The organism is Dietzia cercidiphylli (genome assembly GCF_039531545.1).
GTDB classification, from domain to species: Bacteria; Actinomycetota; Actinomycetes; order Mycobacteriales; family Mycobacteriaceae; genus Dietzia; species Dietzia natronolimnaea.
Genome location: NZ_BAAAQG010000007.1, coordinates 53,686 through 75,904 on the forward strand (window position 1 = coordinate 53,686; position 22,219 = coordinate 75,904).

Genomic DNA, 22,219 nt, shown 5'->3' on the forward strand with positions numbered 1-22,219 from the left:
ACCTGCCGACCATCCTCTACTCGCTGTTCTGGAAGCGCTTCAACACCACCGGTGCGCTGTTCTCCATGTACGGCGGCCTGATCAGCACACTCGTGCTGATCGCGCTCTCGCCCGCGGTCTCGGGTGGCCCGAAGTCGATGATCACCAGTGTCGACTTCTCGCTGTTCCCCCTGTCCAACCCGGGCATCGTGTCGATTCCGCTGGCGTTCCTGCTCGGCATCATCGGCACGTTCCTCGGGAAGAAGGACGAGTTCCCGCAGAAGCGGGTGGAGATGGAGGTCCGCTCCCTCACCGGCGTCGGTGTGGAGAAGACCATCAACCACTGACCCGGCCCACCCGGGCGGAACCGATCCCGACCCGCCCGACCGCGAGACGCGGTCGGGCGGGTCGCGTCGTCGTCCCGGTGCGCCCCGGGGGTCGAACCCCGACCGACGGGAAGTCGGTGGACAAAGGGACTACCCTCGGTGACCACCACACCGATTCGGAGGCGGTCAGAACAGATGTATCCCGGACAGGACGACCAGACGCGGCGCATGGGGCAACCCGACTCGCGCGCGTATTCGCAGATGGGCGGAGACCCAGGGTACGACGAGCCCTACTCGAACGAGGCCGCTTATCAGGAGCGCCGTGAACCCCGCGGTCCCGCGATCGACGTGGGCAAGTTCCTCGGCAGCGTCGCGGCCACGGCACTCGTGGCGGCGATCGCCGGGTGGCTGATCGCCTGGGTGGTGGAGGCGGCGTTCGGCCGCTTCGGCCACCAGTGGGCGAACGGCGGCAACACCCCCACCATGTACGCGGTCTACGGGGCGGTGGCCGCGATCCTGGCCGGGCTCCTCTGGTACCTGCTGCTGGTGGGTACGGCGAACCCGCAGCAGTTCTTCTCGTGGACCGTGGGATTGCTGATCATCGCGGCGGTGGCGCTCCCGCTGCTGGTGACGGTGCCGTTCCTCGACGGGTTGGCCGCGGCGATAGTCCATCTGTTCATCGGCCTGCCGATCCTCGCGTTGACAGGGGCGTTCGCCGCGACCCTGCGACGCTGATCCCCGTGACGCACCCGAGCCCGCTGATGATCCATCAGCGGGCTCGGGTGCGTCCGGCCGGTCGGGCGGCCTACCCGTGACTCAGGCCGCGTGCCTGCAGGTCGGGCAGGAGCAGTCGTCGCACACGCAGTTCGCGCACTCGTGGCGCTCCCCGCAGTTGTCGCACGAGCACACGTTGTGGTTACAGGTCTCGCAGGTGCAGTCGGTACAGGTGCACACCGCGCAACTGTCGGTGCAGTTGTCGCACGAGCAGGTGGTGCACTCGTCGTAGTGGCCGTCGTGCTCGCGGTGCAGGTGACCGTCGTGCAGGTAGTCGACGTGATCCTCGTGGACCACGGCCTCGTGACCGCAGCCGGGTCCGTGGGTGTGCGAGTGGGGCTCGGCGTTGGGGTGGTCGGTCACGGTCATCGGTGTCGCTCCTGGTCGTCGCCGGCGTGTCGCCGCCGGGCATGGCTGGCGGATGTCACGGGAGTCGCCGGATCGCTCGCGGGTCGGCACTCGTCCATGGCATGCACAGATTGTCATACGTGCATGTATTGCTGTCAACGGCGTCAGTGGTCCCGTCAGGTCTGGCCGAGAGGCGTCGTGCGGCATCCGCGGTGGTGGGGCGGGCGTCGGATGGTCGGACGCGCGCCGTGGTGCCCTCGAGAGGAATCGAACCTCCGACACCGGCTTTAGGAGAGCCGTGCTCTATCCACTGAGCTACGAGGGCGGGAACCGGGGGAGAGTCTAACTGATCCGCGCCGGTCCCGTGATCGGCGAGTTGGAGTGTCGACAGCCGGGCGGTAGGCTTGGCCGCTGGCGTCCGTGTCGTCCCCGTGTCCCGGGATCGACGGACCGCCTCCGCGGGTCACCACCGGCCGCCGCGCGAGGGGGTGGGCGTCCGACAGGCCGGCAGCCCCACTAGACAGACAGAGGTATTGCCTGTGTCCACGTACACCCCCAAGCCCGGGGACGTGACGCGCGCCTGGTACGTCATCGACGCCACTGATGTGGTTCTCGGTCGACTCGCCGTGCAGGTCGCCAACATCCTCCGTGGCAAGCACAAGCCGCAGTTCGCCCCGAACGCCGACACCGGCGACTTCGTCATCATCATCAACGCCGACAAGGTCGCGATCTCGTCCAACAAGCGCGAGCGCGTCATGCACCACCGTCACTCCGGTTTCCCGGGCGGGCTCAAGTCGCAGTCCCTCGGCAAGGCCATGGACACGCGCCCCGACCGCGTCGTCGAGAAGGCCGTCAAGGGCATGCTCCCGAGCAACAAGCTCGGTCGTGCCGTCGCCTCCAAGCTGAAGGTGTACGCGGGCCCCGAGCATCCGCACGCCGCCCAGCAGCCCGTGCCCTACGAGATCAAGCAGGTGGCCCAGTGACCGACGAGAACATCACCCCCGAGGCCGAGCTCGCCGATGACACGGTGGCGGAACTCGCCGCCGAGGTCGCCGAGGACTACAGCGAGGCCGACTACGCCGGCGGTACCGACTACGTGGCCGACGCCGAGACCCAGCTGGCCCCGGTCGTCTCCTCCGGTCCGACACAGGCGGTCGGCCGTCGCAAGGAGGCCGTCGCCCGCGTCCGCCTCATGCCCGGCTCCGGCCAGTTCACCCTCAACGGTCGCACCCTCGAGGAGTACTTCCCGAACAAGGTGCACCAGCAGCTCGTCAAGTCGCCGCTCGTCCTGGTCGAGCGCGAGGAGCAGTTCGACATCGTGGCGCTGCTCCACGGTGGTGGCCCCTCCGGACAGGCCGGCGCGCTGCGTCTGGCCATCGCCCGCGCGCTGATCCAGTACGCGCCGGACGACCGCCCGGCGCTCAAGAAGGCAGGCTTCCTCACCCGGGACGCCCGCGCCGTCGAGCGCAAGAAGGCCGGCCTCAAGAAGGCCCGTAAGGCCCCGCAGTACTCGAAGCGCTGATCTCCGCGCTCGACACCGCAGAGCAGGCGCCCGCGATCGCGGGGGCCTGCTCTGGCTCGTTTTCCAAGGGACCTCACGGCCGGGGCTATCCTTACCCGGTCCGGAACACCCACCCCCAGTGCGGTGGCGGTCCCACTACCCCGGAGGATCACGCACCATGACCCGACTGTTCGGCACCGACGGGGTTCGCGGACTCGCCAATCGGACGCTCACCGTGGACCTGGCCGTCCGCCTCGGAGCGGCCGCCGCCTCCGTCCTCGCGGCCGAGTCCGGGGCACCGGGCGGTCAGGCCCGCCCACTGGCCGTGATCGGCCGCGACCCCCGTGCGTCGGGGGAGATGCTCGAGGCGGCCCTCGCCGCGGGTCTGGCCAGCCAGGGGGTGGACGTCCTGTGTGTCGGCGAGCTCCCGACCCCGGCCGTCGCCCATCTGACGGCCCAGCACGGCGCGGCGCTCGGTGCGGTCATCTCGGCCTCGCACAACGCGATGCCCGACAACGGGATCAAGTTCTTCGCCGCGGGCGGGCACAAGCTCGGCGACCACATGGAGGACCGGATCGAGGGTGCCCTGACGGAGGGCGCGATCACCGGCCCCACCGGGGCGGCGGTCGGCCGGATCTCACGCGCGTCGTCGGAGGACGCACTGGACGGGTACGTCCGGCACCTGCTCGACGCCACGCCCGGGCGGCTGGACGGGCTCGTCGTGGTGGTCGACTGCGCCAACGGGGCGGCCAGCGTCGCGGCGCCGCGTGCCTACCGCGACGCGGGGGCGACCGTGATCGAACTCCACGCCGACCCCGACGGGTACAACATCAACGACGGGTGCGGCTCCACACATCTGGATGACGTCCGCGCCGCGGTGCGCGAACACGGTGCGGACCTCGGTCTGGCGCACGACGGCGACGCCGATCGCTGCCTGGCCGTGGACGCCTCCGGCGAGGTCGTCGACGGTGACCAGATCATGGCGATCCTCGCCCTGGCGATGCGGGACTCCGGAGAGCTGGTGGGTGACACCCTCGTGGCGACCATCATGAGCAACCTCGGCCTCAAGGTGGCCATGCAGGCCGCCGGGATCCACGTCACCGAGACCAAGGTGGGGGACCGCTACGTCCTCGAACGGCTCCGCGAGGGCGGGTACAGCCTCGGCGGAGAGCAGTCCGGTCACCTCGTCCTCCCCGCCCACGCGACCACCGGGGACGGGGTCCTCACAGGACTGCGCATCATGGCCCGGATGGCGGAGACCGGCAGCCCACTGTCCGAGCTCGCCGGCGTGATGACGGTCCTGCCGCAGGTGCTGATCAACGTGCCGGTGGACGACAAGGCCGCGGTCGTGTCGTCCTCGGTGGTGGGCGATGCCGTGGCCGAGGAGGAGGCGCGACTGGGTTCGGGCGGCAGGGTGCTGCTGCGTCCCTCGGGAACCGAGCAGCTGGTCCGCGTCATGGTCGAGGCGGAGGACGCGCACTGCGCCCGCCAGGTGGCCGAGCGACTGGCGGGGCTCGTCACCGCGGTCTGAGCCCCGGTGCGGTGGCCGGGCCCCACTCCGGGTGACGCCCGGCTCAGCTCCCGGTGAAGCTCTTGGCCAGCTTGAGCAGCGGCGGCGCCCCCGCCACGAGGTCGTCGTCCTCCTCCTCCAGCATCGCGTCGGTCACCGAGACGGTGCCCTTGAGCTTCGTCTCCGGATCGGCGAACGCCGAGTAGGTGGCGTCGTCCGCGAGCGTGCTCAGGAGATACCCCGCCAGCAGCGGGCGAACCGCGCGTTGCGTCCGGCGGTCCGGGTCCGCGAGTCCGACGTACTTGACCAGCGGCGCGCCCTCGACCAGGCCGGTCTCGATGGCCTTCTCGAGACGGCGGTGCACGATCGGGCCGCGCCAGGCCAGGTGGAGCGCCCGCGCGTCCTCGGCGTGGACCCCGCCGGACGCCGACAGCAGCAGGGCCGGCGCGTCGATGGTGATGGCCCGGTCGGCGGCCGCCGGGACGGTCTCGGTGGGGAACGCCATCGCCACCGCGCCGATATCGGTGCGCTGGGAGGCCAGCAGGGCACAGACCCCGCCACCGAGCCCGTGACCGGCCAGCCCGATCCGGCGGGGATCCGCGCGGACGGTCCCGCGGCCGAGCCTGGCCTGCAGGACGTCCTCGATCGCGGCCGACAGGTGGTCGGCGAAGTGTTGGTGGTTCGGCCGGGGGGACCGATCGGTCGCGGGCGCGACCACGACGAAGCCCCACGAGGCGAGGTGCTTGAGCGTGTCCGTGTAGTCACGGGGGCCCTTGGTCCAGTCGTGGGCGAAGCCCACCACCGGGGCGGGTGACGGCGCGTCACGCGGGACGAACACCACGCCCGGCGTCCCGGTGAAACCGAGATCGCCCGTGTCGACCCCGTAGGGGCCCCGCCGGTTCACCTTGTCGAGCAGAGCTTTGGTCTTGATGGCCACGAGGGCCACAGTATCGCCTCCGGGGGGTCGACGGTGCCGGGGCGTCGGGACGGCGTGGCTACACTTAGCGGCCATGTGCGGAATCGTCGGTTATGTCGGGCATCAGGCTGCCCTCCCTGTCGTGGTCGAGGCCCTGAGGCGGATGGAGTACCGCGGATACGACTCCTCGGGCGTGGCCGTCCTCGACGGTTCGGGCGCCTCGCGCGTGGAGAAGAAGGAGGGCAAGCTCGCCAACCTCGAGGCCGCGCTGGACTCCGCCGGGCACGACAGCTTCCCGGGGACCACCGGGATCGGACACACCCGCTGGGCCACCCACGGGCGCCCCAGTGACCGCAACGCCCACCCGCACGTCTCGGGCGACGTGGCGATCGTGCACAACGGCATCATCGAGAACTTCGCCCCGCTGCGCGCCGAGCTGGAGGCCGCGGGGGTCGAACTGGTGTCGGACACCGACTCCGAGGTGGCCGCGCACCTGCTCATGTGCGAGATGGCGTCCGGACCGCACGCGGGGGACTTCGTCGCCTCGTGCCGGGCCGTGCTGAACCGCCTCGAGGGTGCCTTCACCCTGGTCTTCAGCCACGCCGCCCACCCGGGCACCCTCGTCGCGGCGCGTCGGTCGACCCCGCTGGTGCTGGGCGTGGGGAAGGGCGAGATGTTCCTCGGTTCGGACGTCGCGGCGTTCATCGAGCACACCCGTGAGGCGGTGGAACTCGGCCAGGACAACGTGGTGGTGCTGCGAGCCGATGGCTACGAGATCACCGACCTCGCCGGCGAACCCACCGAGGGCCGCCCGTTCCATATCGACTGGGACCTGGCCGCCGCGGAGAAGGGCGGCTACGACTACTTCATGCTCAAGGAGATCGCCGAGCAGCCGGCGGCGGTCGCCGACACCCTGCTCGGCCACTTCCAGGACGGCCGCATCGTGCTCGACGAGCAGCGGATCAGCGACCAGGACCTCAGGGACATCGACAAGGTGTTCATCGTGGCCTGCGGCAGCGCGTACCACTCCGGCATGGTGGCCAAGTACGCCATCGAGCACTGGACCCGCCTGCCCTGCGAGGTCGAGATCGCCTCGGAGTTCCGCTACCGGGACCCGGTGCTGGACCGGTCCACCCTGGTGGTGGCCATCTCCCAGTCGGGTGAGACCGCCGACACCCTCGAGGCCGTGCGTCACGCCAAGTCCCAGAAGGCCCGCGTCCTGGCGGTGTGCAACACCAACGGGTCGCAGATCCCCCGTGAGGCCGACGCCGTGCTGTACACCCATGCCGGCCCCGAGATCGGCGTGGCCTCCACCAAGGCGTACCTGGCCCAGATCACCGCCAACTACCTCGTGGGACTGGCGCTGGCGCAGGCCCGGGGCACCAAGTACCCCGACGAGGTGGCGGCCGAGTTCCGTCAGCTCGAGAAGATGCCCGAGGCCATCCAGAAGGTGGTCGACTCCCTCGACCCGGTCCGCGAGATCGCGCGGGAGCTGGCCGACTCGAAGTCGGTGCTGTTCCTCGGCCGCCACGTCGGCTATCCGACGGCGCTCGAAGGCGCGCTCAAGCTCAAGGAGCTGGCGTACATGCACGCCGAGGGGTTCCCGGCGGGTGAGCTCAAGCACGGACCGATCGCGCTGATCGAGGACGGCCTGCCCGTCTTCATCGTCATGCCTCCGGTCGAGGGTCGGGGAGTCCTGCACTCCAAGCTCGTGAGCAACATCCAGGAGATCAGGGCCCGCGGTGCCCGGACCATCGTGATCGCCGAGGAGGGGGACGAGGTGGTGCGACCGCTGTCGGACTACTTCATCCCGATCCCGGCCTCGACCACCCTGCTCCAGCCGTTGCTCGCGACCATCCCCTACCAGGCGTTCGCCGCCGAGGTCGCCGCGGCCCGTGGGTACGACGTGGACAAGCCCCGCAATCTGGCCAAGTCCGTCACGGTGGAGTGATCCGCCCCCGGGTCTGATTCCGTCTGGGATCGTGGACGTCATGTTGCGCGCGCACCCGGTCGAGGCGATCCGGGCCGCCGAGCGCCCGCTCATCGAGGCGGCCGCGGCGGCGGGGGACCCGGACGCCGTGATGCGCCGCGCCGCCTCGGGCGTCGCCCACCACACCGCCGCGCTCCTGCGGAGGCGGACCGGAGGGGTCTACGGCCGGTCGGTCATGCTGCTCGTGGGCAGCGGGGACAACGGCGGGGACGCCCTCTATTCCGGCGCGGTCCTGCGTGGGCGGGGGTGTCGCGTGGAGGCGGTACTGCTCGACCCCGAGCGGGTGCACGGGCGGGCACTTCAGGCCCTGCGCGGAGCCGGGGGCCGGGTGGCCGCAGCCGGGACCGGCACGGACTCGTCCACTCCGGACGTCGTGATCGACGGGGTCGTGGGGCTGGCGGGGTCGGGCCCGCTACGCGAGCCCGCGGCGGCGACGGTCGCCGCGCTCGCCGGGGCCGGGGTCCCGTTCGTCGCGGTGGACCTCCCGAGCGGGGTGGACGCCGACACCGGAACGGTGCACGAGGCGCACGTCCGGGCCGATGTCACCGTCACGTTCGGGGCCCTCCGGCGCGCCCACCTGCTCGCCTCTCCCACGTGTGGCCGGGTCGAGGTGGTCGACATCGGGCTGGCGGACATGGGCTCCGAACCGTTGACTGTGCTCCGCCCGGACCCGGCCGAGGTGGGTCGGGCGTGGCCGGTGCCGGGGCCGGATGACGACAAGTACACCCAGGGCGTGGTCGCCGTCCGCGCGGGTTCCGCGCGCTTCCCCGGTGCGGCCGTGCTGTGTGCCTCGGCGGCGGTGGCGGCGACCTCCGGGATGGTCCGGTACGTCGGCTCGGGCTCCACGGACGTGCTCGCGGGCCGTCCCGAGGTGGTGTGCCACCCGTCCGTCGCCGAGGCCGGGACCGCGCAGGCCTGGGTCGTGGGGCCGGGGGCGGGGACCGGGACGGAGGCGGTCGCCGACATCGACGCGATCCTGGCCCGGGGGAGGCCGACCGTCCTCGACGCCGATGCGCTCACCTGCGTCGCGGGGCACCCCGTGGTGCTGCGGAGCGCGAGCGCGCCGGTACTCCTCACCCCCCACGCCGGCGAGTTCGACAGGCTGACCGGAGGCCGGGACAGGACGGACCGGTCCGGTGCACTGCGCCGGTACGTCGCTGATCTGCGCGACCGGGGGATCCCGGCGACGGTGCTGCTCAAGGGGCGGGTGACGCTGGTCGACGACGGGGAGACCACCTGGTCGATCGACCCGGGGTCCTCCTGGGCCGCGACGGCGGGCTCCGGGGACGTGTTGTCCGGGGTGGCCGGCGCGTTGCTCGCGAACGGCTTGGGCTGCGGCGGGGAGGTCGCCTGGCCGGCGGTGGCCGCGGCGGTGGCCCACGGTGAGGCCGCGCGGGTGGCCGCGGGACGCACCGGCGGGGCCGGCGCACCGATCGGGGCCGGGGACCTGCTGCGCGCGTTGCCGTCGGCGATCTCCGCGCTGCGCGGTGCGTGAATGGCCTCCGGAGGCAGGGGTTTGGCAGAATGGACGAAATGGGTCCAATTGTCCCCCCGTCGCCGTGCCGCGCCGAGATAGACCTGGGCGCGATCGAGCACAACGCCCGCGTCCTGGCGCGAGCCGCGCGCGGTGCGCGGGTCATGGCGGTGGTGAAGGCGGACGCCTACGGCCACGGCGCCGTGCCGGTCTCGCTCGCGGCGCTGCGCGGTGGGGCGGACGCGCTGGGCGTCACGACGATCGCCGAGGCAGTGCAGCTGCGTGACGCGGGCATCGACGCCGAGATCCTGGCCTGGTTGTTCGGGGTGGGTGACGACGTCGGCGTGGCGCTCGAGGCGGATGTGGACCTGGCGGTCCCGAGCCCGGGCCACCTCGACACCGTTCTCGACGCCGCCCGGCGTACCGGCCGCCGCGCCAGGGTGACCCCCAAGATCGACACCGGGCTCGCCCGCTCCGGCATCACCCTCGACGAGTGGCCCTCCCTGCTCGACCGGCTGGTCGCCGCCTCCGACGAGGGCCTCATCGAGGTGACCGGGCTGATGGCGCACTTCGCGCACGCCGACGATCCGGGCAACCCGGTGATCGACCAGCAGGTCGACCGTCTGCACGCGTGCGTGGCGCAGGCCCGCGCCCGCGGGGTGCGGTGCCCGGTCAACCACCACGCCAACTCCGCGGCCACCCTGACCCGCCCGGACGACGGCTTCGAGATGGTCCGCCCCGGGATCGCCCTCTACGGGCTCAACCCGGTCGACGGTCTCGAGGCGGAGCTGGTCCCGGCCATGACGTTCTCCGCCGAGGTCCTGATGGTCAAGCGCATCGCCGCCGGTCAGGGGGTGAGCTACGGGCACACGTGGCACGCCCCGCGGGACACCACGGTGGCCCTCGTGGCGGCGGGGTACGCCGACGGGGTGTGGCGACTGCTCTCGGGCAGGCTCGACGTGTCGATCCACGGACGCCGGTACCCGAACGTCGGCCGCGTCTGCATGGACCAGTTCGTCGTCGACCTGGGACCGGACCCGGGCGACTCGGTCCGCGCGGGGGACACCGCCGTCCTGTTCGGTACCGGCTCCGACGGGGGCCCCACCGCCGCCGAGTGGGCCCGCACCCTCGGGACCATCCACTACGAGGTCGTCACAGCCGTCCGAGGCCGAGCGGTGCGCCAGCACGTTCTCGGGGCCCGCCACGCCAGCGGCGGGCAGAGGGAGGGTTCGCTATGAGTGGAGAAGACGACTCGCCCGGGCGCCGGAGGTCGATGCCCCGGCTCCGGTGGCCCCGGCGCCCTTCCCGGTCCGCTGCGGGGGATCCCGTCGAGGTCCGGTCACCCGAACTGGTGGGCGGGGAGACCGGGGACGCCGAGTCCGTCGAGGAGCAGATCCGGGCCCCGGGCGGTCTCGCCGCGGGTCTGAGCGCCCTCGGCGCCGCGACGATCGGATCCGTGGGCACGCTCCTCCCGGGACGCCGGGCAAGTGACCCGTGGGCCGGCGAGGACATGTGGGAGCTCGGGGTCGACCGGGGTTCGATGGTCGCCGCCTCGGACGGTGTCCCGCTCGCGGTGCGGGAGGCCGGCCCGACCGACGCGCCGATGACCGTGGTGTTCGCCCACGGGTACACGCTGTCGATGGACTCCTGGCACTTCCAGCGCCGGCACCTCCAGGACCGATTCGGCTCCGAGGTCCGCCTGGTCTTCTACGATCAGCGCGGTCACGGACTCAGCGGCAAGAGCTCGCGCGACAACTCGACCATCGCCCAGCTGGCGTCCGACCTCAACTCGGTGATCTCCGCCACGGCGCCGACCGGCCCGATCGTGGCGATCGGCCACTCCATGGGGGGCATGACGGTCCTCGGCTACGCCGTCCGCCACGAGGACGCGGTCCGCGAGCGCGTGCTCGGCGTGGGGCTGGTCGCCACGGCGATGGCGGAACTGTCGGAGTCGGGCCTGGGTGCCGTGCTCGACAGCAGGGCCGTCAGCAGATTCGTGGGCCTCGCCGGCCGCACGCCCGCGGTGTTCACCAGCAGCCGCAGGGCCCTCGGGGCGATCATCTCGCCGTTCATCTACGGCGGCTCGTTCGGCGACCCGGCCAAGATGAGCCCGACCGTCGCCAGGTTCGTGGACAAGCTCATCGCCTCGACGGACGTCCTGACGATCGCGAACTTCTTCGAGACCCTCACCCAGCACGACGAGTCCGCGGCCGTGCCCGTGCTCCGCGACGTGCGCACCACGGTGTTGTGCGGGGACCGCGACCTGCTCACCCCCCTCGACCGCTCGGTGGACATCGCCGAGGCGCTGCCGGACGCCGAGTTCGTGGTGGTCCCCGGAGCGGGGCACATGGTGATGTTGGAGGAGCCCGCGCACGTGTCGGAGGTCCTCGGCGACCTCATCGCGGACGCCATCGTCGAGTGGCGCGCACGCACGCGGGAGAAGTCGAGCGGCACCGAATCGTCGAAGGGCACCGGATCGTCGAGTGGCTCAGGATCGTCGAGGGGCACCGGATCGTCGAGTGGCTCAGGATCGTCGAGGGGCACCGGCCCGTCGTCCCGCAGTGGCCCGTCGTCCCGCAGCGGCCCGTCGGCGCGCCGTAGCGCGGCGTCGTGACGATCGGGGTCCCGGGGGAGCGGACACTGCCGACGGTGGACGACACCCGTGCGCTCGGCGTCGAACTGGCGGGGCTGCTCCGGGCCGGTGACGTCGTGGTGCTCGACGGGCCACTCGGCGCCGGGAAGACCGCCCTCACCACGGGGATCGCCGCCGGCCTCGGTGTCCGCGGCCGGGTGACCTCCCCGACCTTCGTGATCGCCCGGCGGCACGCCCCCGGGACCCCGGACGGCCCCGGGATGGTCCACGTGGACGCCTACCGGCTGGTGGGGGGCCAGAACCCCGACGGGTCGCAGCCCACGACCGTCGACCTGGCCGACCAGCTGGAGTCCCTCGACCTGGACTCCGCGCTCGACCATGACGTGGTGGTGGTGGAGTGGGGCGCCGGGTTCGTGGACTCCCTCGTCGCCGCACCCCTCGTCGTCACCCTCGAGCGTGGTGCGGACACCGAGGTGCGCTCGGCCACCTGGCACCGGGCCGGGCGGCCGCCCCACCCGGCGGTACCCTGACCCCCGTGCTGGTCCTCGCCGTCGACACCTCGACCCCCGCCGTCACCGCCGGGGTCTGCCGCCTCGTCCACGGGGACCACGGCCCGGTCGTCACACCCCTGGCCACGCGGGTCACCGAGGACGCGCGCGCCCACGCGGAGCTGCTGACCCCCCACATCCTGGACTGCCTGGCCGAGGCCGATTTGACCCCCGGCGACCTCGACGCGGTGGTGGTGGGCGTGGGGCCGGGGCCGTTCACGGGTCTGCGGGTGGGGATGGCGACCGCGGCCGCGTTCGCCGACGCCCTCGGCCGACCCGTGCACGGCGTGTGTTCGCTCGACGGGCTCGCGCAGCGGGCGCGCGCCGCCGGGATGACGGGCGAGCTCGTCGTCGTCACCGACGCCCGCCGACGCGAGGCCTACCACGCCCGGTACGCCCCGGACGGCGTCCGGGTGTCCGGGCCCACGGTCGGCCCCGCGGCCGACATCGCCACCGACGGGGTCGATCACGTGGTGGGCGACGCGACCCGACTCGGGGAGCTCGTCTGGGGTGAGCCGCACGCCGGGACCGGCGGCCAGGTGGGGGCCACCGCGCCGGACCGGGTGATCGCACCGGACCCGGCCGGGCTCGTCGCGGCCGCCGCCGCGGATCTCCTCGGCGGAGCGGTCCCGGCCCCGCTGGAGCCCCTCTACCTGCGCCGACCGGATGCGGTGCCGCCACGCCGGGTGGAGCCGTCCCCGGCGTTGCGGGGCGTCGAGGCCGGAGGGCCACCGCGGTGAGCGGTCCGGTGCCGGGCGGCGGCGCCGTGGACGGGGTCGTCTACGATCCGCTGGTCGCGGGCGACGCGATGCGGTGCGCGGAACTCGAACGAGTGCTCTTCCGCGGTGACGGACCGTGGTCTGCCGCATCGTTCCTGTCCGAGATCGGCTCCGGGCACACCACCTGTCTGGCCGCCCGGTCGGAGGGCACGCTGGTCGGGTACGCCGTGCTGGCGGCACTCGGGCGGGCGGGGGACCGTGAGTTCGAGGTCCACACCATCGGCGTCGATCCGGCCTTCCGGGGTCGGGGGATCGGGCGCACGATGCTGCGTCGCCTGCTCGCGGTGGCGGACGCGGAGGCGGCCCCGGTGGTCCTGGACGTGCGGACCGACAACGTCCCGGCCCGCGCGCTCTACGAGGCCCACGGTTTCGAGGTGGTGGGGCTACGGCCCCGGTACTACCGTCCGAGCATGGCCGACGCGCACCTGATGGTGCGTCCGGCGCACCACGGACCCGACGCGGGAGGAGGAGACAGTTCATGAGGACCGTTCTGGGGATCGAGAGTTCGTGCGACGAGACGGGCGTGGCGATCGCCCGGGTGCACGATGACGGGCGCGCGGAGCTGCTCGCCGACGTGGTGGCCTCGTCGATGTCCGAGCACGCGCGCTTCGGCGGCGTGGTGCCCGAGATCGCCTCCCGCGCGCATCTCGAGGCGCTCGTCCCGACCGTGCGTGCGGCGCTCGCCGAGGCGGGTGTGGACCGGCCCGACGCCGTGGCCGCGACCATCGGGCCCGGGTTGTCCGGTGCACTGCTGGTGGGCTCCTCGGCGGCCAAGGCCTACGCCGCCGCGTGGGGCACACCGTTCTACGCGGTCAACCACCTGGTGGGACATGTCGCCGTGGCCGGGTTCGACGGCGGACCGCTCGACGAATGCGTGGCGCTGCTGGTCTCCGGCGGACACACCCAGCTCCTGCACGTGCGCTCTCTCACTGATCCGGTGGTGGAGCTCGGCTCGACGGTCGACGACGCGGCGGGGGAGGCCTACGACAAGGTCGCGAGGCTCCTGGGACTGGGTTACCCGGGCGGTCCGGTGATCGATCGACTCGCGGCGTCCGGTGACCCGGCGGCCATACCCTTTCCCCGCGGGATGACCGGGCCCCGGGACGCCCGACACGACTTCTCCTTCTCCGGGCTCAAGACCTCCGTCGCGCGCCGGATCGAGGCCGCCGAGCGCGACGGGGTGCACCTCGAGGTCGCCGACGTGGCCGCGTCGTTCCAGGAGGCCGTGGCGGACGTGCTCACCATGAAGGCCGTGCGGGCCTGCACAGATCTCGGGGTGTCGACCCTGCTCGTCGGCGGCGGCGTCGCCGCGAACTCCCGGCTGCGGGAGCTGGCGGCGCAGCGGTGCGCCGAGGCCGGGATCCGCCTCCGCGTCCCCCGGCCGCGGCTGTGCACGGACAACGGGGCGATGGTCGTGGCGGTGGCGTCCGCGCTCCTCGCGGCGGGTGCCGAACCCAGTGCCCTCACCGTGGCGGCGGATCCGGGGCTCACGGTCGGGGTGACCCAGCTGGTGTGAGGCGGGTGGTGTGAGGAGGGTGGTGAGGCGGGTGCCTCAGAACCCGAGCAGTGCGAAGCCGTACCCGGTGAACAGCAGCATCCCGCAGATCAGCAGGGTGATCAGGACCAACCACAGGTACCCCACCGCGAGGGCGGTGAGGGCGAGACCGCGCCCGGCCTGTCCGGTCCGGTTGATCCTGGCCAGGGCGAGATGGCCGAGCAGGACCGACGCGAGCGCGAAGATCGCGGGGACCGCGGGCAGGAACAGTCCGAGGAAGGACCCGAACACGACGTTGCCCACCGCCAACACGACCGCGGCGAGCGCCGTCCCGTTGACGTCGGGGGGACCGGCGTGCGACTCGTCGCCGGGGTCCTCCGGATCCCGCCGGCCGGACGCGTCCGCGTCACCGGAGGGGGTACGGGACATGGCGACGACTCCTCCCGGGGGCGGCGGGACTTCCCGCTGATCGTACGCGGGGCCCGCGCGCCCGGCGGCGTGCTCGAGCGGGTGTGTGGGGGCCGGGTGGTGTTCGCCGTCCGCGAACGGGGCCGGATCGGGCACCCGGGACACTTGAGTGCTGGCACTCGCGCATATAGAGTGCCAATAGGCATGGACCCGGTCGCGTCACCCGCGACGACGCCACCCCGGTGCCCCGCCCCCCTGAACACACCAGCCATCTACACACGGAGGATCCATCGTGGCGATCAAGCCGCTTGAGGACAAGATTCTCGTCGAGGCCACCGCTGCCGAGACCACCACGGCGTCCGGCCTCGTCATCCCGGACACCGCCAAGGAGAAGCCCCAGGAGGGCACCGTCGTCGCGGTCGGCAAGGGCCGCTTCGACGAGGACGGCGACCGCATCCCCATGGACATCAAGGAGGGGGACAAGGTCATCTACTCCAAGTACGGCGGAACCGAGATCAAGTACGAGGGCAAGGAGTACCTGATCCTCTCCTCGCGCGACGTTCTCGCGGTCATCGACTGACGTGAGTCGGTACAACCCCGCCCCGGTGGCGCCGGCCAGTGTCCGGCCCGCCGGGGCGGTGGTGTCTCACCGGTGTCGCACCGGTCCGTTACGCAGTACGACCCGTCCGTCCCGAACACCCTCTTCCTTCCAGGAGTCCCATCAATGTCCAAGTTGATAGCGTTCGACGAGGAGGCCCGTAAGGGCATGCTCGCCGGTGTCGACCAACTCGCCGACACCGTCAAGGTCACGCTCGGCCCGAAGGGTCGGCACGTCGTGTTGGCCAAGGCCTTCGGTGGCCCCACCGTCACGAACGACGGTGTCTCCATCGCCCGCGAGATCGAACTCTCCGAGCCGTTCGCGAATCTCGGTGCCCAGCTGGTCAAGAGCGTCGCCACCAAGACCAACGACGTGGCCGGTGACGGCACGACCACCGCGACGGTGCTCGCGCAGGCGCTCATCCGTGAGGGGCTGCGCAACGTGGCCGCCGGATCCAACCCGATGGCCATGGGCAAGGGCATCGAGAAGGCCTCGGCCGCCGTCGTCGAGTTCCTCAAGTCCGCCGCCACCCCGGTGTCGGGGTCCGAGGGGGTGGCGCAGGTCGCCACGGTCTCCTCCCGTGACCCCGAGGTGGGCCGGATGGTCGCCGAGGCCATGGACGCCGTGGGTGTCAACGGCGTCGTGTCCGTCGAGGAATCCCAGGGCCTGCACACCGAGGTCGCCGTGACCGAGGGCATCGCCTTCGACAAGGGCTACCTCAGCCCCTACTTCGTCACCGACCCCGACGAGCAGAAGGCCATCTACGAGGATGTCCTGGTCCTGCTGCACCGCGAGAAGATCAGCTCCCTCCCCGACCTGCTCCCGCTGCTCGAGAAGGTCGCCGAGACCGGCAAGCCGCTGCTCGTCGTGGCCGAGGACGTCGACGGCGAGGCGTTGTCGACGCTGGTCGTCAACTCGATCCGCAAGACCATCAAGGTCGTCGCGATCAAGGCCCCGTTCTTCGGCGACCGCCGCAAGGCCTTCCAGGACGATCTCGCTATCGTCCTCAAGGGTCAGGTCGTCAGCCCGGACCTGGGCATGAAGCTCTCCGACTGTGGCCTCGAGGTGCTCGGACACGCCCGCCGCGTGACCGTCTCCAAGGACGAGACGATCATCGTCGACGGTGACGGTGACCAGGCCGACGTCGACGCCCGGGTGGCGCAGCTGCGCCGCGAGGCGGAGAACACCGACTCCGACTGGGACCGCGAGAAGCTCGAGGAGCGCATCGCCAAGCTCTCCGGGGGCGTCGCGGTCATCCGCGTCGGCGCCGCCACCGAGACGGAGCTCACCGAGCGCAAGCTCCGCGTCGAGGACGCGGTCAACTCGGCCAAGGCCGCCGTCGAGGAGGGCGTGATCGCCGGTGGCGGTTCCGTGCTCGTCCAGGCCGCGGCGTCGCTCGCCCGGCTCGCCGAGGACACCACCGACGCCGACGAGGCGGTGGGGGTGAACGTCGTCCGCAAGGCGCTGGCGGCGCCACTGTTCTGGATCGCCGCCAACGCGGGCGAGGACGGCTCCGTCGTGGTGAGCAAGGTCGCCGACCTCGGTCCGAGGGACGGCTTCAACGCCGCCACCGGCGAGTACGGTGACCTCGTCTCGGCGGGCATCATCGACCCGGTGAAGGTCACCCACTCGGCCGTCGTCAACGCCTGTTCCGTCGCGCGGATGGTGCTGACCACCGAGACGGCGATCGTCGAGAAGCCCGAGCAGGAGGCGCCCGGCGGGCACTCACACGCCGGTCACTCGCACTGATCCCGTCCCGACCGGGCCCCGGTCCCGCACCCGCGGGACCGGGGCCCGCTCGTCGTCCGGCGACCGGTGATGTCGTCTCACCCCGCTCCGAGCGGCTACGCTGGGCCCTCACCGGATGACCTCCGGCACAGGGGTCGCAGAAGTATCCTGTGCCCACGCCCCGCCGGCCGCGACGGTCCGGACGTGAGACCGCGACGGTCCGGCGCCGCACCCCGACAGAAAGGCCGTGCCCCGTAGCACACCCGTGTAACGAGAGGCCCCCCTAAATCGATGACAGGTACAGCAGACGAGTTGGAACTCGCCGTCGCCGCCGCGGTCAAAGGAGACCGTTCGGCGGCCACGCGGGTACTCGAACTCGTCCGTCCCGGGGTGGTGCGGTATTGCCGCTCCCGCGTCGGGGGTGCGGAGAGGGTCAACCTTTCTGCTGACGATGTCGCACAGGAGGTGCTGATCGCGGTGCTCTCGGCGTTGCCCGGGTACCGGGATCAGGGTCGTCCCTTCATGGCCTTCGTGTACGGGATCGCCGCACACAAGGTCGCGGACGCGCACCGGGGCGCCGCACGGAACAAGTCGGATCCCGTCGAGTACCTCCCGGAGGTGCTCTCCACGGAGACGGGACCGGAGGATCACATCCTCGACGGCGAGGTGGCCAGGGCGATGAGTCGTCTACTGGGAACCCTGCCCGAGAAGCAGAGGGAGATCATCCGACTGCGGGTGGTCGTGGGACTCTCCGCGGAGGAGACCGCGGAGATAGTGGACAGCACGGCCGGAGCCGTGCGGGTGGCCCAACACCGGGCCATGAAGCAGCTCCGGACCAGGATCGAGCAGGACGGAGAGGAGCGATGGCGATGAACGACGACGATGTCGACCCCGGCACCCGGGACGACGCCGCCTCCCTCGACGCGCACGGTCCGGATCCGGAGGCGGTGGAGCGTGACGACGAGCTCCTGCGCGTCCTCGGGGTGGGCGACCGCCCCGCCGGCTCCGACGCCCTGGCCGCGCTGCTCGCCGACTGGCGCGAGGAGGTCGACTCCGCGCCCCTGCCCGATCTGCCGGGGCAGGAGGAGATCGAGGCCGCGCTCGCGCCGAACGTCTCCCGCCTGTGGCCCCGCCGTGGCTGGGCCAGGTCGCATGAACACCACCACGGGCAGCGCCCCGCGTTGTGGCAGGCGGTGACCGGGGCCGCGGCCGTGGCGGCCGTGATCGTCGGCGGTCTGTCCGTCGCCGCGCACAGCGTCATGCCCGGGGACCCGCTGTGGGGCGTCTCCAAGACGATCTTCGCCGACCGTGCCGGGGAGGTGGAACTGGTCAGCGACCTGAGCGAGCACCTCGCCGCCGCGGATCTGGCGGCCCGCGAGGGCGACCGTGAGAGGGCCGAGCGTCTCCTCGACGAGGTGTCCGGCCGGCTGGACGAGGTCTCGGACGCCAGCGAGCGCGTCGAGTTGATGAAGCGCCGCGACGCGATCAGGCGCGATCTGAGCAGGGTCACGCCCAGTTCGGTCCCGTCCCCCGCACCTGCTCCCGCGCCCGCCCCCGCCCCGGCCCCCGGTCCGGGTCAGGGCCCCGCGACGCTCGTTCCCGGGGTGCCCGTGCCGCTTCCGTCCAACCTGATCCCGCCGCCGCCCCCCGGTATGCCGGTCATCCCGCTGCCGCTGGACGGGCTGCGGATCTCGACGACGCTGCAGATCCCGATCGACACCCAGCGGATCCAGGACTTCCTGGCGCCCACCACGGGTCGGCCGCAACCGGGCGAGGTCGACGGGACGGGCCCGGCGCCGTCACCGACACGGACCACCGTGACCCAGGTCCCGACGTCGGGGCCTGCGGCCACCAGCGCTCCGGCGACCACCCAGCCCACCAACTGACCCCCTCCCCGGTGGGGCGGAACGGGGAGGTAATTGCGGACCCCAGTGGTCGCGGACCGGTCGTGGCCGCGGCCCGGCGGGTCAGCGACGCCAGTAGAGACGACGCGGGCGCATCGTGCGCACCGCGTCGGCGTATCCGCGGCAGTAGTCCCACGAGACGTAGTCGTCCGGGATGGGGTCGAACGCGGGCTCGTGGGGCAGGAGTGAGCCGTCCTCCAGGAGCTGCATGAGGTTGGCGCGGAGCATGTCCCACTCGTGGTAGTGCTCCTCCGCGCAGTCCTCGCACTGCACGGCCACCCCCTTGACGCCGGTGGGGGCCAGGAGTTCGCGGAACTCCGCGAGATCGGCGAGGTCCTCCTCGATCGCACGGCGTTCCTCCGCGTCGAGCGGCCCGGAGGGGATGCCGTCGTCCACGGGGTCGAGCCCGGCCAGTTCCGAGGTCGGATCGTCCGGATCGCCGGCGAACGGGTCGGGCGGCATTCCGTGCCGTAGGGGATCGTTCACGCTCCCACCGTACCCGTGGGCACCACCTGGCGGGGCCGACGGTTCGAGCCCGGGACCCCGGACGCACTATCCTCGGACTCCAGACCCAGACGACCCCCAGGAGGACGGCAGATGAGCGAGTCGCGAGGCCCCGTGCGCACCGGCGGCGACGATCCCACCAAGGTCGCCATGGTGGGCCTGACCTTCGACGACGTGCTGCTGCTCCCGGCCGCCTCCGAGGTGGTCCCCAGTGAGGTCGACACGAGCACCCGGCTCACCCGGGACATCACGTTGCGGGTGCCGCTGGTGTCGTCCGCGATGGACACCGTCACCGAGGCCCGGATGGCCATCTCCATGGCCCGCCAGGGCGGGATCGGGGTGCTGCACCGCAACCTCTCCGTGGCCGACCAGGCGGCCCAGGTGGACACGGTCAAGCGGTCGGAGGCGGGCATGGTCACCGACCCGGTCACCTGTGCTCCCGCCAACACCCTCGCCGAGGTCGACGAGATGTGCGCCCGTTACCGGATCTCCGGCCTGCCGGTGACCGACGAGCGGGGCGAACTCGTGGGCATCATCACCAACCGGGACATGCGTTTCGAGGTGGACAAGTCGCGTCGGGTCGACGAGGTCATGACCCGCGCACCGCTCGTCGTCGCGCGGGAGGGTGTCACGGCGGAGGCCGCCCTCGGACTCCTGCGACGCCACAAGATCGAGAAGCTGCCGATCGTGGACGGCGACGGTCGCCTCACCGGGCTCATCACGGTCAAGGACTTCGTGAAGACCGAGAAGCACCCGGACGCCACCAAGGACTCCGACGGTCGACTGCGCGTGGCCGCGGCGATCGGGACCGGCGAGGACGCCTGGCAGCGCGCCGGGACCCTCACCGACGCCGGTGTGGACGTCCTCGTCGTCGACACCGCCCACGCCCACAACCGCAACGCACTCGAGATGGTCGCCCGCGTCAAGCGTGAGCTCGGCGACCGCGTCCAGGTGATCGGCGGCAACCTCGCCACCCGCGGCGCGGCCCAGGCCATGATCGATGCGGGCGCGGACGCGATCAAGGTCGGCATCGGTCCCGGCTCCATCTGCACCACCCGCGTCGTCGCGGGGGTGGGGGCCCCGCAGATCACCGCGATCCTCGAGGCCTCCGTGGCGGCCCACGCCGCGGGCGTCCCCGTGATCGCCGACGGCGGAATGCAGTACTCGGGGGACGTGGCCAAGGCGATCGCGGCCGGGGCGTCGGCGTGCATGTTCGGTTCGCTGCTCGCGGGCTGCACGGAGTCGCCCGGGGAGCTGATCTTCGTGGACGGCAAGCAGTACAAGGTCTACCGGGGGATGGGGTCGGTCGGCGCGATGCGCGGCCGGGGCAAGCCGGGGCAGGAGAAGTCGTTCTCCAAGGACCGCTACTTCCAGGACGACGTGCTGTCCGAGGAGAAGCTCGTCCCCGAGGGTATCGAGGGACGGGTGCCGTACCGCGGCGACGTCGCGCAGGTCCTGCACCAGCTCACCGGTGGACTGCGCGCGGGGATGGGGTACACGGGATCGGCCACGATCCCGGACATGAACCGCGCCCAGTTCGTCCAGATCACGGCGGCGGGGCTCAAGGAGAGCCACCCCCACGCGATCCAGATGACCGTCGAGGCCCCCAACTACAACGTCAAGGACTGAGGGCGCGTGCGCAACGTCGTGGAGATCGGAATGGGCCGTGAGGCCCGACGGATGTACGGGCTCGGCGAGGTGGACATCGTCCCCTCCCGACGCACCCGCAGCTCCAAGGAGGTGTCGACGGCCTGGCAGATCGACGCCTATCAGATGGACCTGCCCGTGATGACCCACCCGACCGACGCGGTGGTCTCACCCGAGTCGGCGGTGGAGTTCTCGAGGCTCGGTGGCCTGGCCGTCCTCAACGGAGAGGGCCTGTGGGCGCGCCACCAGGATCCGGAGGCCGCGATCGCCGAGCTGCGCGAGCTCGCTCTCGAGGACGTGACCGGCCACCGGGCCGTGGCGCGTCTCCAGGAGCTGCACCGCGCCCCGATCGACCGCGAGCTGCTCGCGGCGGCGGTCCGGCGGATCCGGGACGAGGGCGGCACGGTCGCGGTCCGGGTGTCCCCCCAGCACGCGCGCGACCTCACGCCCGGTCTGGTCGCGGCCGGGATCGACCTGCTCGTCGTCCAGGGCACCATCATCTCCGCCGAACACGTGAGCGGCGAGGACGAGCCGCTGAACCTCAAGGACTTCATCCACGAGCTCGACGTGCCGGTGATCGCCGGCGGCGTGGTGGACTACAAGACCGCCCTGCATCTCATGCGCACGGGTGCGGCCGGTGTGATCGTGGGTTACGGCGGCGTCGAGGGGGTCACCACCACGGGTTCCGTGCTCGGGATGGAGGTCCACATGGCCACCGCGATCGCCGACGCGGCGGCCGCGCGACGCGACTACCTGGACGAGACGGGGGGCCGGTACGTGCACGTACTGGCCGACGGCGACATCTACACCTCGGGTGACATCGCCCGTGCGGTGGCGTGTGGCGCCGACGCCGTGGTGTTGGGTCCGTTGCTGGCCGGGTCGTTGGAGTCCCCGGGGCGGGGTGTGTACTGGGACGCCGTGTCCGCCCATCCCAAGGTCCCCCGTGGACACGTGGCGGAGATCGACGACGAGACGGCCCTGGCGCCCCTGGCAGAGGTCCTGGAGGGGCCGACGAGCGTCCCGGACGGAACCCGGAACCTCATGGGTGGCCTCCGTCGCGCGATGGCCAAGTGCGGGTACTCGGACGTCAAGGGATTCCAGAAGGTGGACCTGTCCGTCCGCCCCTGACGCGGTGGACAAAACGGGAGCTACTGTCGGGTAGGTTCTTGGTGCTCGGGTACTGTGACCTACACCTCG

The 22,219-nt window shown here is 71.9% G+C and carries 22 protein-coding genes, 1 tRNA gene and 1 pseudogene; 19 read left to right on the forward strand and 5 right to left on the reverse strand.

Annotated elements, in window-relative coordinates:
* Positions 1–326: pseudogene (locus ABD250_RS06530) on the forward strand (cation acetate symporter); the annotation flags it as partial.
* A 240-nt stretch (positions 327–566) separates the two neighbouring features.
* Positions 567–1,040 carry a hypothetical protein gene (locus ABD250_RS06535; protein WP_241730590.1) on the forward strand — a complete coding sequence of 158 codons (474 nt, stop codon included), beginning with the start codon at positions 567–569 and terminating at the stop codon, positions 1,038–1,040.
* An 81-nt stretch (positions 1,041–1,121) separates the two neighbouring features.
* Here the strand turns inward: ABD250_RS06535 and ABD250_RS06540 are convergent, their stop codons facing one another.
* Positions 1,122–1,448, reverse strand: a complete 327-nt coding sequence (locus ABD250_RS06540) for a hypothetical protein (protein WP_179524678.1) — start codon at positions 1,446–1,448, stop codon at positions 1,122–1,124.
* A 228-nt stretch (positions 1,449–1,676) separates the two neighbouring features.
* Positions 1,677–1,752: transfer RNA gene (locus ABD250_RS06545), tRNA-Arg, on the reverse strand.
* Between the two features lie 214 nt (positions 1,753–1,966).
* Between ABD250_RS06545 and rplM the strand changes: the two genes are divergently transcribed.
* From rplM to glmM, 3 genes are all read left to right on the forward strand, one after another.
* Positions 1,967–2,410 (forward strand): 50S ribosomal protein L13, encoded by a 444-nt coding sequence (gene rplM / locus ABD250_RS06550; RefSeq protein ID WP_107748654.1) that lies wholly within the window; start codon positions 1,967–1,969, stop codon positions 2,408–2,410.
* The gene (gene rpsI, locus ABD250_RS06555; RefSeq protein ID WP_179524679.1) at positions 2,407–2,949 is read left to right on the forward strand and encodes a 30S ribosomal protein S9; all 543 of its coding nucleotides are present in this window, start codon (positions 2,407–2,409) and stop codon (positions 2,947–2,949) included. The genes rplM and rpsI overlap by 4 nt, the downstream gene beginning before the upstream one ends.
* Before the next feature lie 157 nt (positions 2,950–3,106).
* A complete protein-coding gene (gene glmM, locus ABD250_RS06560; protein WP_344391380.1) occupies positions 3,107–4,459 on the forward strand; it encodes a phosphoglucosamine mutase in 1,353 nt (450 codons plus the stop codon).
* Between the two features lie 43 nt (positions 4,460–4,502).
* On the opposite strand, the gene ABD250_RS06565 is transcribed toward glmM, so the two are convergent.
* The gene (locus ABD250_RS06565) at positions 4,503–5,375 is read right to left on the reverse strand and encodes a dienelactone hydrolase family protein (RefSeq protein ID WP_344391382.1); all 873 of its coding nucleotides are present in this window, start codon (positions 5,373–5,375) and stop codon (positions 4,503–4,505) included.
* 73 nt (positions 5,376–5,448) lie between these two features.
* Between ABD250_RS06565 and glmS the strand changes: the two genes are divergently transcribed.
* From glmS to tsaD, 8 genes are all read left to right on the forward strand, one after another.
* Entirely contained in the window at positions 5,449–7,305 is a 1,857-nt protein-coding gene (glmS, locus tag ABD250_RS06570; RefSeq protein WP_182610790.1) for a glutamine--fructose-6-phosphate transaminase (isomerizing), read from the forward strand.
* Between the two features lie 40 nt (positions 7,306–7,345).
* On the forward strand, positions 7,346–8,839 hold the full coding sequence (locus tag ABD250_RS06575) for a bifunctional ADP-dependent NAD(P)H-hydrate dehydratase/NAD(P)H-hydrate epimerase (RefSeq protein WP_344391387.1): 1,494 nt from the start codon (positions 7,346–7,348) through the stop codon (positions 8,837–8,839).
* Positions 8,840–8,868: 29 nt separating this feature from the next.
* The gene (gene alr, locus ABD250_RS06580) at positions 8,869–10,056 is read left to right on the forward strand and encodes an alanine racemase (RefSeq protein ID WP_425551877.1); all 1,188 of its coding nucleotides are present in this window, start codon (positions 8,869–8,871) and stop codon (positions 10,054–10,056) included.
* Positions 10,053–11,432, forward strand: a complete 1,380-nt coding sequence (locus ABD250_RS06585) for an alpha/beta fold hydrolase (protein WP_344391391.1) — start codon at positions 10,053–10,055, stop codon at positions 11,430–11,432. Before alr ends, ABD250_RS06585 begins: the two co-directional genes overlap by 4 nt.
* Complete coding sequence (gene tsaE, locus ABD250_RS06590; protein WP_179524685.1) at positions 11,429–11,941, forward strand: tRNA (adenosine(37)-N6)-threonylcarbamoyltransferase complex ATPase subunit type 1 TsaE; 513 nt, start codon at positions 11,429–11,431, stop codon at positions 11,939–11,941. Before ABD250_RS06585 ends, tsaE begins: the two co-directional genes overlap by 4 nt.
* A 5-nt stretch (positions 11,942–11,946) precedes the next feature.
* Positions 11,947–12,699 (forward strand): tRNA (adenosine(37)-N6)-threonylcarbamoyltransferase complex dimerization subunit type 1 TsaB, encoded by a 753-nt coding sequence (tsaB, locus tag ABD250_RS06595; RefSeq protein ID WP_259847903.1) that lies wholly within the window; start codon positions 11,947–11,949, stop codon positions 12,697–12,699.
* Positions 12,700–12,767: 68 nt separating this feature from the next.
* Positions 12,768–13,220: a ribosomal protein S18-alanine N-acetyltransferase gene (gene rimI / locus ABD250_RS06600; RefSeq protein ID WP_182610144.1), complete on the forward strand. Its 453-nt coding sequence runs from the start codon at positions 12,768–12,770 to the stop codon at positions 13,218–13,220.
* Positions 13,217–14,254, forward strand: coding sequence for a tRNA (adenosine(37)-N6)-threonylcarbamoyltransferase complex transferase subunit TsaD (gene tsaD, locus ABD250_RS06605; protein ID WP_182641210.1), 1,038 nt, complete (start codon positions 13,217–13,219; stop codon positions 14,252–14,254). The genes rimI and tsaD overlap by 4 nt, the downstream gene beginning before the upstream one ends.
* A 36-nt stretch (positions 14,255–14,290) precedes the next feature.
* Here the strand turns inward: tsaD and ABD250_RS06610 are convergent, their stop codons facing one another.
* The gene (locus ABD250_RS06610; protein WP_182658473.1) at positions 14,291–14,662 is read right to left on the reverse strand and encodes a DUF4190 domain-containing protein; all 372 of its coding nucleotides are present in this window, start codon (positions 14,660–14,662) and stop codon (positions 14,291–14,293) included.
* 271 nt (positions 14,663–14,933) lie between these two features.
* On the opposite strand from ABD250_RS06610, the gene groES reads away from it, so the two are divergent.
* From groES to ABD250_RS06630, 4 genes are all read left to right on the forward strand, one after another.
* Positions 14,934–15,221: a co-chaperone GroES gene (gene groES / locus ABD250_RS06615; RefSeq protein ID WP_017837219.1), complete on the forward strand. Its 288-nt coding sequence runs from the start codon at positions 14,934–14,936 to the stop codon at positions 15,219–15,221.
* Positions 15,222–15,365: 144 nt separating this feature from the next.
* Positions 15,366–16,988, forward strand: coding sequence for a chaperonin GroEL (gene groL, locus ABD250_RS06620; protein ID WP_179524689.1), 1,623 nt, complete (start codon positions 15,366–15,368; stop codon positions 16,986–16,988).
* A gap of 270 nt (positions 16,989–17,258) precedes the next feature.
* A complete protein-coding gene (locus tag ABD250_RS06625; protein ID WP_179524690.1) occupies positions 17,259–17,840 on the forward strand; it encodes a sigma-70 family RNA polymerase sigma factor in 582 nt (193 codons plus the stop codon).
* Positions 17,837–18,853 (forward strand): hypothetical protein, encoded by a 1,017-nt coding sequence (locus tag ABD250_RS06630; RefSeq protein WP_344391403.1) that lies wholly within the window; start codon positions 17,837–17,839, stop codon positions 18,851–18,853. The genes ABD250_RS06625 and ABD250_RS06630 overlap by 4 nt, the downstream gene beginning before the upstream one ends.
* An 81-nt stretch (positions 18,854–18,934) precedes the next feature.
* Here the strand turns inward: ABD250_RS06630 and ABD250_RS06635 are convergent, their stop codons facing one another.
* Positions 18,935–19,357 carry a DUF5319 domain-containing protein gene (locus tag ABD250_RS06635; protein ID WP_370650868.1) on the reverse strand — a complete coding sequence of 141 codons (423 nt, stop codon included), beginning with the start codon at positions 19,355–19,357 and terminating at the stop codon, positions 18,935–18,937.
* A gap of 111 nt (positions 19,358–19,468) precedes the next feature.
* Between ABD250_RS06635 and guaB the strand changes: the two genes are divergently transcribed.
* Positions 19,469–21,004 carry an IMP dehydrogenase gene (guaB, locus tag ABD250_RS06640; RefSeq protein ID WP_182609355.1) on the forward strand — a complete coding sequence of 512 codons (1,536 nt, stop codon included), beginning with the start codon at positions 19,469–19,471 and terminating at the stop codon, positions 21,002–21,004.
* Between the two features lie 6 nt (positions 21,005–21,010).
* On the forward strand, positions 21,011–22,150 hold the full coding sequence (locus ABD250_RS06645; RefSeq protein WP_179524693.1) for a GuaB3 family IMP dehydrogenase-related protein: 1,140 nt from the start codon (positions 21,011–21,013) through the stop codon (positions 22,148–22,150).
* Positions 22,151–22,219: the final 69 nt, after the last annotated feature.